Annotated in this window: 8 protein-coding genes; 6 read left to right on the top strand and 2 right to left on the bottom strand. The window is 66.6% G+C overall.

What is annotated here, in order from left to right; genetic code table 11:
* The 5 genes from HMPREF1138_RS06615 to HMPREF1138_RS06635 form a co-directional block, all read left to right on the top strand.
* Positions 1 to 676: DUF3418 domain-containing protein (locus HMPREF1138_RS06615; RefSeq protein ID WP_009057897.1), on the top strand; the 676-nt coding region annotated here is incomplete at its 5' end.
* A gap of 115 nt (positions 677 to 791) precedes the next feature.
* A complete protein-coding gene (locus HMPREF1138_RS06620; RefSeq protein WP_009057896.1) occupies positions 792 to 1,304 on the top strand; it encodes a SprT-like domain-containing protein in 513 nt (170 codons plus the stop codon).
* Positions 1,305 to 1,687: 383 nt separating this feature from the next.
* Complete coding sequence (locus HMPREF1138_RS06625) at positions 1,688 to 2,221, top strand: phosphoribosyltransferase (protein ID WP_009057891.1); 534 nt, start codon at positions 1,688 to 1,690, stop codon at positions 2,219 to 2,221.
* The gene (locus HMPREF1138_RS06630; protein ID WP_009057899.1) at positions 2,218 to 2,904 is read left to right on the top strand and encodes an AAA family ATPase; all 687 of its coding nucleotides are present in this window, start codon (positions 2,218 to 2,220) and stop codon (positions 2,902 to 2,904) included. Before HMPREF1138_RS06625 ends, HMPREF1138_RS06630 begins: the two co-directional genes overlap by 4 nt.
* A 296-nt stretch (positions 2,905 to 3,200) precedes the next feature.
* Complete coding sequence (locus tag HMPREF1138_RS06635; RefSeq protein WP_009057900.1) at positions 3,201 to 4,535, top strand: cytochrome c biogenesis protein/redoxin; 1,335 nt, start codon at positions 3,201 to 3,203, stop codon at positions 4,533 to 4,535.
* A gap of 280 nt (positions 4,536 to 4,815) precedes the next feature.
* Here the strand turns inward: HMPREF1138_RS06635 and HMPREF1138_RS06640 are convergent, their stop codons facing one another.
* A complete protein-coding gene (locus HMPREF1138_RS06640) occupies positions 4,816 to 5,553 on the bottom strand; it encodes a hypothetical protein (RefSeq protein WP_238318619.1) in 738 nt (245 codons plus the stop codon).
* Between the two features lie 808 nt (positions 5,554 to 6,361).
* On the opposite strand from HMPREF1138_RS06640, the gene HMPREF1138_RS06645 reads away from it, so the two are divergent.
* On the top strand, positions 6,362 to 7,027 hold the full coding sequence (locus HMPREF1138_RS06645) for an endonuclease domain-containing protein (protein WP_009057895.1): 666 nt from the start codon (positions 6,362 to 6,364) through the stop codon (positions 7,025 to 7,027).
* Positions 7,028 to 7,199: 172 nt separating this feature from the next.
* Here HMPREF1138_RS06645 and HMPREF1138_RS06650 read toward each other — a convergent pair whose 3' ends face one another.
* A complete protein-coding gene (locus HMPREF1138_RS06650; RefSeq protein WP_009057893.1) occupies positions 7,200 to 7,712 on the bottom strand; it encodes a low molecular weight protein-tyrosine-phosphatase in 513 nt (170 codons plus the stop codon).
* Positions 7,713 to 7,787 lie beyond the last annotated feature (75 nt).

Below are 7,787 nucleotides of genomic sequence, written 5' to 3' on the forward strand. Positions count from 1 at the left end.
CCGCGTCACCACGCGGTGGACGGGCCGCGAGGCCCTCATGCTGGCGGCCTCCCCCTACGCGGACACGGCCGCCTTGGTCGCGGACGCGCAGCTGGCCTCGGCCCGCTCCCTCGTCGACGAGCTCAGCACCCCCGCAAACGTGCGCGACCCCGAGGCCTTCGAAACCCTCGTCGCGGCCGCGCGCGACGCGCACGAGGACCGCGTCTACCAGATCCTCTCCCACGTCGTGCGGGCGCTGGAGGCCAGCGCCGAGGCCGACGCCGCCGTGCGCTCCCACCCCCAGGCCTCGCTCAAGGAGACGACGCACGACGTCGCGGCGCACGGGCGGACCCTGCTCTACGAGGGCTTCGTGTCCGCCACTCCCTCCTCCGCGCTGCCACACCTGGCCCGCTACCTGCGCGCCGGGGCCGTGCGCATCGAGCGCGCCGCCTCCTCGCCGGGGGCGCTGGGGCGCGACCTGGAGGACATGGATCGCATCCACCAGGCCGAGGCCGACATCGCCTCCGTGCGGCAGGCCCTGGAGCGTCGGCCCTACGAGGCCCGCAGCGCCGCCGCGCTCACGCAGGCGCGGTGGATGGCCGAGGAGCTGCGCGTCTCCATGTTCGCCCAGACCCTGGGCACGCCGAACAAGGTCTCCATGAAGCGCCTGCTCGGCGTGCTCGCGGGGGCGCGATGAAGCGGGACAAGCGTCGCGTCTTCTTGTTCGGCCCACTCCTGAGCGGACCTAACGCAGCCGCTACGAGGCGCCCGCTCGGCGTGCTCGGCCTGCTCGGCGTGCTCGCGGGGGCGCGATGAAGCGGGAGGAGGCGCGCGCCCTCGCCCGCTCCCTCATGGACGCGGCGGGGTTGGCCGACTGGCGTTTCCGCTTCGACCACGCCAAGCGGCGGGCCGGGGCGTGCACGCACTCCACGCGCACGATCAGCCTGTCCGGACCGCTCACCGACCTGTACGACGCGGACACGATCCGGGGCGTCATCCTGCACGAGATAGCCCACGCCCTCGTTGGCCCCGCTCACGGGCACGACGCCGCGTGGAAGCGGGCAGCCAGAGCCCTCGGCGCGCCCGACTCCGCGCGATTGTCCTCCTCCCTCCCCGCCCCGGACGCGCCCTGGGTGGGCACGTGCCCGCGCTGCGGGGCCAAGCGTCGCCTCTACCGGGCGCCGCAGCGCGTCTCCTCGTGCGGGATGTGCTCGCGTGCTTTCGACCCCGCGCTGATCCTCACGTGGGAGCACCGGGGGAAGGCGGCCTCGCCCGGTCGCGTCTACGAGCGCGAGCTCGCCGCGCTCCGCCACTCTCGCCGCTGACCACCGCTCTCGCCGCTGACCGCCGCCCGGCGCCCACGCCGCATCCGGCCTCACACACCCGGTTACCCAAAAATGTCGCATGCAATTCCCCCACCACTCTTTCAAACTTTGAAATCTAGCCATTGGGATTGCAACGTTTTAAGCCGTACTCAAAAACTGACCGAGTTAAATTACCTGCGAGTTTTGGGGAGGGGCCTGCCAGGCCCAGCCTCGGGTCCAGCCTCGGGTCCAGCCTCGGGTCCAGCCTCAGGGCCTCCCGGGGCCGGAAAGCCGCCCGCGGCGTGCGTCTGCCCACGTCACAGGGCCGAACACAGCCAAAGGCGAGCAGACACACACCCCCCGGGGATACCCTTGATCCCAACACCCCCCGAGAGAAGGAAGCCATGGGTACCACCGCCAGCCCCGACGCCAGCACCGCTACCGACCGCGAAGTCCTCACCTGGCAGGGCTTCGGCGACGCGTCCCGTGAACTCACCAAGCAGATCGTCGACTCCGGGTGGGTGCCGGACCTGATCGTCGCCATCGCGCGCGGCGGCCTCATCCCGGCCGGCGCCATCGCCTACGCGATGGACGTCAAGGCGATCGGCACCATGAACGTCGAGTTCTACTCCGGCATCGGCGAAACCCTCGACGAGCCCATGCTGCTTCCCCCGCTCATGGATGTCTCCGCGATGGACGGCAAGCGCGTCCTCGTCGTCGACGACGTCGCCGACTCCGGCAAGACCCTCAAGATGGTCATGGACCTCATCGACGAGCACGGCCTGTCCCTGGACGGCTCTTCCTCCGTGCACGTCGAGGCGCGCAGCGCAGTCATCTACAAGAAGCCGGTGTCCATCATCGAGCCCGACTACGTGTGGGCCTACACCGATAAGTGGATCAACTTCCCCTGGTCGACGCTCCCCGTCATCAAGCCGTGAGCACGAAACGGGAGGACCCAGGACCGCAGGCGGCCGTCTCCCCCGGACGCACCCTGGCCTCGTCGATCACCCGGCGCATCGTCGAGGCCATGGCCGGGCGCGCACGCCTCGGTGACCCCGTGCGCGTGCTCGGGTTGACCGGCCCACCCGGGACCGGAAAGACGACGATCGCCGACGAGCTCGCTCGCGCCCTGCCCGAGGCCGGCCTCCCCGTCGCGGGCCTGGCCCCCATGGACGGCTTCCACATGTCGAACGCGCTGCTGGCGGCACGCGGATTGGCCGACCACAAGGGCGCACCCGACACCTTCGACGTGGGCGGATACGTGGCGCTGCTGGGGCGCGTGCGCCGCGGGGACGCGATGGTGCTGGCCCCCGACTACCGGCGCGACCTGCACGAACCCGTCGCTGCCTCGCTCCCCATCGAGATCGACGGCGTCGTCATCACGGAGGGCAACTACCTGGGGCTGGAGCTGCCCGGATGGGCGGACGTGCGCGGCCTCATCGACCTGCTCGTCTACATCGACACGCCGTTTGAGGAGCTGGCGTCGCGCCTCATCGACCGGCACGTGAGTTTCGGGCGCGACCGCGCGGATGCGGCCCACTGGGTGCGCACGGTGGACGCGGCGAACATGGCCCTCGTGGAGCGCACGAAGGCCCGGGCGGACCTAATCCTGTCGCTGTAGGCCCCGCGCCCCCGGACCCGCGCCGAGGCATCGCGCCGCTTCCTTGAGCCGCGCCCCCGCGCCTGCGAGCCTGCGAGCCTGCGCCCGGTTACCCAAAAATGTCGCACGTAATTCCCCCGGGTCAGTTTTAGAGCACGGCCGAAAACCGCATGATTTCAACGATCCGATTTCAAAGTTTGAAATTCCCGGGAGGGAATTACGTGCGACTTTTGCATCTAAGCATCACCGTCGGCGCTTCCTGTCGCGCAGCCGCCATGTCGCGCGCATTTTCAACCACTTCCAAGTAAGGTGAACCTATGTTCCTCTTACTTGGCCTGCTCGGTGGCCTCGTCACGGGCATCTCCCCGTGCATCCTGCCCGTCCTTCCCGTCCTATTCCTCGGCGCCGCCGGCGGAAAGGAGACCGCGAACGCCGCCACGACCTCGTCCTCAGGCGACACCAACACCGTGAACCCCGGACTTTTCCGCGTCGCGCCGGGCGTTTCCCTCGGGGGAGGCGGCACCCCCGCCGTCGCCGCGCGCAAGACCGCCGACGACTCGCCGAGCGTCGCGCGCCGACCCCTGCTGATCGTCGCAGGCCTCGTCACCTCGTTCATGCTGATCACCGTCGCCGGGTCGGCGCTGCTCAGCCTGCTCCACCTGCCACAGACGGCGATCCGCTGGGCCGGCATCGTGCTACTGGCGGCCGTCGGCGTCGGCATGATCGTTCCAAAGGTCATGGAAATCCTGGAGCGCCCCTTCGCGCGCATCGCGCCGCGCACAGCGGGAGATGGCGCGGGCTTCGGCCTCGGGCTCGTGCTCGGCGCAGCCTTCGTGCCCTGCGCGGGGCCCGTCCTCACGTCCGTCATCGTCGCCTCGAACAACGGCCAGTTCACGTGGCGCATCGTGGGCCTGGCCATCTCCTTCGCGGTGGGCGTGTCGATCCCGCTGCTGGCCGTCGCCCTCGCGGGGTCTGGCGTGGCCGCCAGCCTGAAGGCCCGGCAGCGCCCGCTGCGCATCGCCGCCGGCGTCGCCATGATCGCCCTCGCGCTCGGCATCGCGACCGACGCCCCCGCGGCACTCCAGCGGATCATCCCGGACTACACGGCCTCGCTTCAGGCGGGCGACGACGAGGCCTGCGAGACCGGCGCGTGCGACCCCGAGCAGGAGGTCGAGGCGCGCGGCGACTTCGCCCAGTGCGCCCGAGGCACCGGGAAGGACTGCGGGACACTGCCGGCCCTCACCTCCACCGAGTGGATGAACGCGCTCGGCCAGCCCACCGGCACCGTGACGCTCGTGGACTTCTGGTCGAGCTCGTGCACGAACTGCCAACGCGAAATCCCCGAGCTTGAACGCATCTACGAGAAGTACAAGGACTACGGCCTGGTCGTGATCGGCGTCCACTCGCCCCAGCAGGCCTACGAGCGCGAACCCTCGGTCGTGTCCGACGCGGTGTCGCGCCTAGGCATCACGTATCCGGTCGCGCTGGATCCGGAGCTGATCGACTTCCAGACGTATGGTGCCTCCGCGTGGCCCACGCACTACATCGCAGGCGCGGACGGGCAGCTCGTCGCCGTCGGACGCGGCACGAAGGGCGTCGAGGAGCAGATTCGCACTCTCCTCACCGAGGCGGGGGCGTCCCTGCCCGACTGAGGCGGCCCGACTGAGGCGGCCGAGGCCTCGCGACGGCACGCGGGCGGCCATCCTTCGCGGGGTGGCCGCTCGCTCTATCCGGCGGCCATACTGACTCCCCTATCAATTTCGCATGCAATTCCCCTGCGACTCTTTCAAGATTTGAAATCAGATCGTTGAAATCATGCGGTTTTTACAGGGTCAGCCAGAGACCCCGGGAAGGAATTGCATGCGAAATTGAAGAGGCTCCCCGGAGCCAGTCAACGCAGCACAACGTACCAGTCGACACTCCTCGCGCCGATCAGTGCCACTCGGCGTTACCGACAGCCCAGGTGCCGTCCTCCTGCTCGACAAGAGTCAGGAACACCAGCTCGTGGACCGGCTCGTGCGAGTCGTCCGCGTAGGAGCGCGTGAAGCTGACGAGCCTCACCCACTCATTACCTTCGCGGCGGGTCGATTCCCTGCCTTCAACGCCGATGTTCTCAATCGTGACAGTCGTGTGGGAGTGATTTGGCACCAGCGGCAGGAACTCACCCTGCCCCTTCACCAGCTCGGGGGTCGGCGTGTGATTACGCTGCAGCTCGGGCGTTTCGTAGACGCTCGCGCGGATGGACGCGAACGCGTCCGTGAGGTCACGCGACGCGTCCCACGTTTGATTGGTGATGACGTAGGCGGCACACACCGCGTCAGCGTCCTTGCGATCAACGGTGGACGGGTCGGGCAGGAGGTCATCGAGCCACTGAACCGATGCTGGGTGTAGGCAGGTTCCATCGGGCGCAGAGGTGCCGTCCTCACACGGGGGCATGGGCGAGGCCGTGGCCTCCGGGGTGGGAGCAGCCGCCTCAGACTGCGGCGCGGTGTCGGGCGCCTGTGAAGTCTCGCTGGGCGAGGAGTCGCCACTCATCCCTCCATTGGAATCAGAGCTCGCCTTCGAGGCCGTGGTTCCAGAGTCCACGCTAGTCAGGAACGTCCGCGCCATGAAGAAGCCACCGACGCCCAGGACAAGGGCAACGGCTGCGACAAGTGCAATGACGATCATTGTCATCCGCTCGCCACGTGCAACTCTTTTCAGTGCGTTCATAAGCATCCTTAGTTCGTGTCGTGTGCGCACATGATCGACTGTGGCACATGGCCGCTTACCGCAGGTCGTGCAGCTACGGACCAACATGCCAGCAATCTCACCGTAATTCGTGACACGAGCAACATACAACCTCGTTCCGTAGGCAAGACACGCTTGACAACGCGCCGCTCTCGAACCACACGCCCCAGGCCACCCCAGGCCACCCCAGGCTCCATAACCCAACCCAGGCCTCGTACCCAACCCAGGCCTCGCACCCCAGGCTCCATAACCCAACCCAGGCCTCGCGCAGGCCCCCACACCCTCAGTTACCCAACAATGTCGCATGCAATTCCCCCACAACTCTTTCAATGTTTGAAATCGGATCGTTGAAATCATGCGGTTTTCGCGAGGTCCAAAAGAGACCGCGCCGGGGAATTGCATGCGAAATCCCTGAGTTATCCACAGATTTTTCAAACAGCTCACACGAAGCGTCACGAAGTAGCACAATCAATCCATGGACCTCAACGAAGAGCTACGTAAACGCCACGGAATCACGAAACTATCGAATCTGCACCACGCAGAGCTCACTCCCTCAATGCTGCCAACAGGCATCAGTCACTACCGGGGCTGGATCTACGATCACACCAGATTCACGTTAGATCAGGTACGTGCTTTCGTATACAACGCTTGCCTCTCGTGTGTGAGCGCTGCGAAATTCTATGACCTACCGGTTGCCACTGGGGAACTCCCACCGCAGACTCATTTGTCGGTCAGACACAGCCGCGGAATGCACTACTCAAAGCTCCGCCGCTTCGACGATGTGTGCATCCACTGGGAGCCGGTCCTCAGCAAAGAAGAAGAACGCACGCACGTAGCCAGCATCGGGACGGTGTTGGAGCGAGTGCTCGTCTGTATGCCACTCAAGGTGTCACTCCCAATGCTCGATGCCGCGCGCAACCGTGGCCTCTACGACGTCTCAACACTTGCTATCCCTCCAACTGGCAGCCGGCTTCCTCACCTCAGAGAGGCACTCTCCCTGTCGTCGGAGCGCGCCCGATCGATCCTCGAGACGGTCGCCCGATTGCAACTCATCGACATGGGGCTGACACCGCAGGTCGGAGTCTGGATCGAGGGAGTCGGCGAGGTCGATATGATCATCCTTGACTTCATTGTCATCGAGGTGGACGGCTGGGCTTTCCATTCCTCGAAAGAGCAGCGCGAGAAGGACCTCAAGCGGGATCGAGAACTCCTCCGGCGCGGATACGTCGTCCTTCGATTCACCTACGATGACGTCATGAATGGCGACTTTGCGCGGGAGGTCCCGATATCGGTGGCAGCCCTCCGTCGCCTCGTCCCTGAAACCGGACTAGAAGACGCACACGCCACCGTGAAGAACGCTGGCTTCCTCGACATCCTGAGCGGATACCTGCCCAGTTATCACCTTCAACGCTAATTTCGCATGCAATTCCCCCGCAACTCTTTCAATGTTTGAAATCAGATCGTTGAAATCATGCGGTTTTCGCGAGGTCCTAAAAAGACCATGCCAGGGAATTGCATGCGAAATTGAAGATGCTATCCAGAAATCAGTCAGCACAACGCGCAGGCCAGTCAGCACGCCGTACCGGTCAGCTGAGAAGCTGCAGGATCTGCGGCGTGACCCGCTCGATGACGTCGAGGGTGTCGAGGAAGTCCTGGTGGCCGCCGTACCACGGGTCGGGCACGTCGCCGCTGCCCTCGGGGTCGAGGTCGCGGTACAGGCAGATGCGCGGGGCGTCGACGGAGCGCAGATCGGAAGCGGACGCCGGCGCACCCTCGTAGTCGACGCCCGCACGTTGAGCGAGCCGCTGGAGCACGCCGAGGTGTCGCGAGGTCATGGCGAGGATCAGGTCCCACTCCCCTAGCTCGCCGGGGCGGATCTGGCGCGCGCGATGGTCGGGCACGGCGTACCCGGCGTCGCGCAGGACGCGGGCGGCACGGCGGTCGATGGGGTTGCCGGCCTCCTCGTCGGAGACGCCGGCGCTATCGACGACGACGTCCACGCCGGCGCGCGCGGCAGCCTGGTCGAGGATCGCGTGGGCCATCGTGGAGCGGCAGATGTTGCCGGTGCACACCATCAGGACGCGGGTGGGGCGGGTCATGGTCGGTTCCATTCGTTCGGGGAGGGGAGACAGCACGAGGCCGGGGCGTGGCTCCGGGGCGCCGCAGGGGGCGAG

The organism is Actinomyces sp. ICM58 (genome assembly GCF_000283035.1).
Lineage (GTDB): Bacteria > Actinomycetota > Actinomycetes > Actinomycetales > Actinomycetaceae > Pauljensenia.

What these genes read in the sequence shown, in the direction of transcription:
- HMPREF1138_RS06650 (WP_009057893.1), bottom strand. Translation starts at nt 7,712, where the DNA reads ATGACCCGCCCCACCCGCGTCCTGATGGTGTGCACCGGCAACATCTGC.
- HMPREF1138_RS06640 (WP_238318619.1), bottom strand. Translation starts at nt 5,553, where the DNA reads ATGATCGTCATTGCACTTGTCGCAGCCGTTGCCCTTGTCCTGGGCGTC.
- HMPREF1138_RS06635 (WP_009057900.1), top strand. Translation starts at nt 3,201, where the DNA reads ATGTTCCTCTTACTTGGCCTGCTCGGTGGCCTCGTCACGGGCATCTCC.
- HMPREF1138_RS06620 (WP_009057896.1), top strand. Translation starts at nt 792, where the DNA reads ATGAAGCGGGAGGAGGCGCGCGCCCTCGCCCGCTCCCTCATGGACGCG.
- HMPREF1138_RS06645 (WP_009057895.1), top strand. Translation starts at nt 6,362, where the DNA reads ATGCACTACTCAAAGCTCCGCCGCTTCGACGATGTGTGCATCCACTGG.
- HMPREF1138_RS06625 (WP_009057891.1), top strand. Translation starts at nt 1,688, where the DNA reads ATGGGTACCACCGCCAGCCCCGACGCCAGCACCGCTACCGACCGCGAA.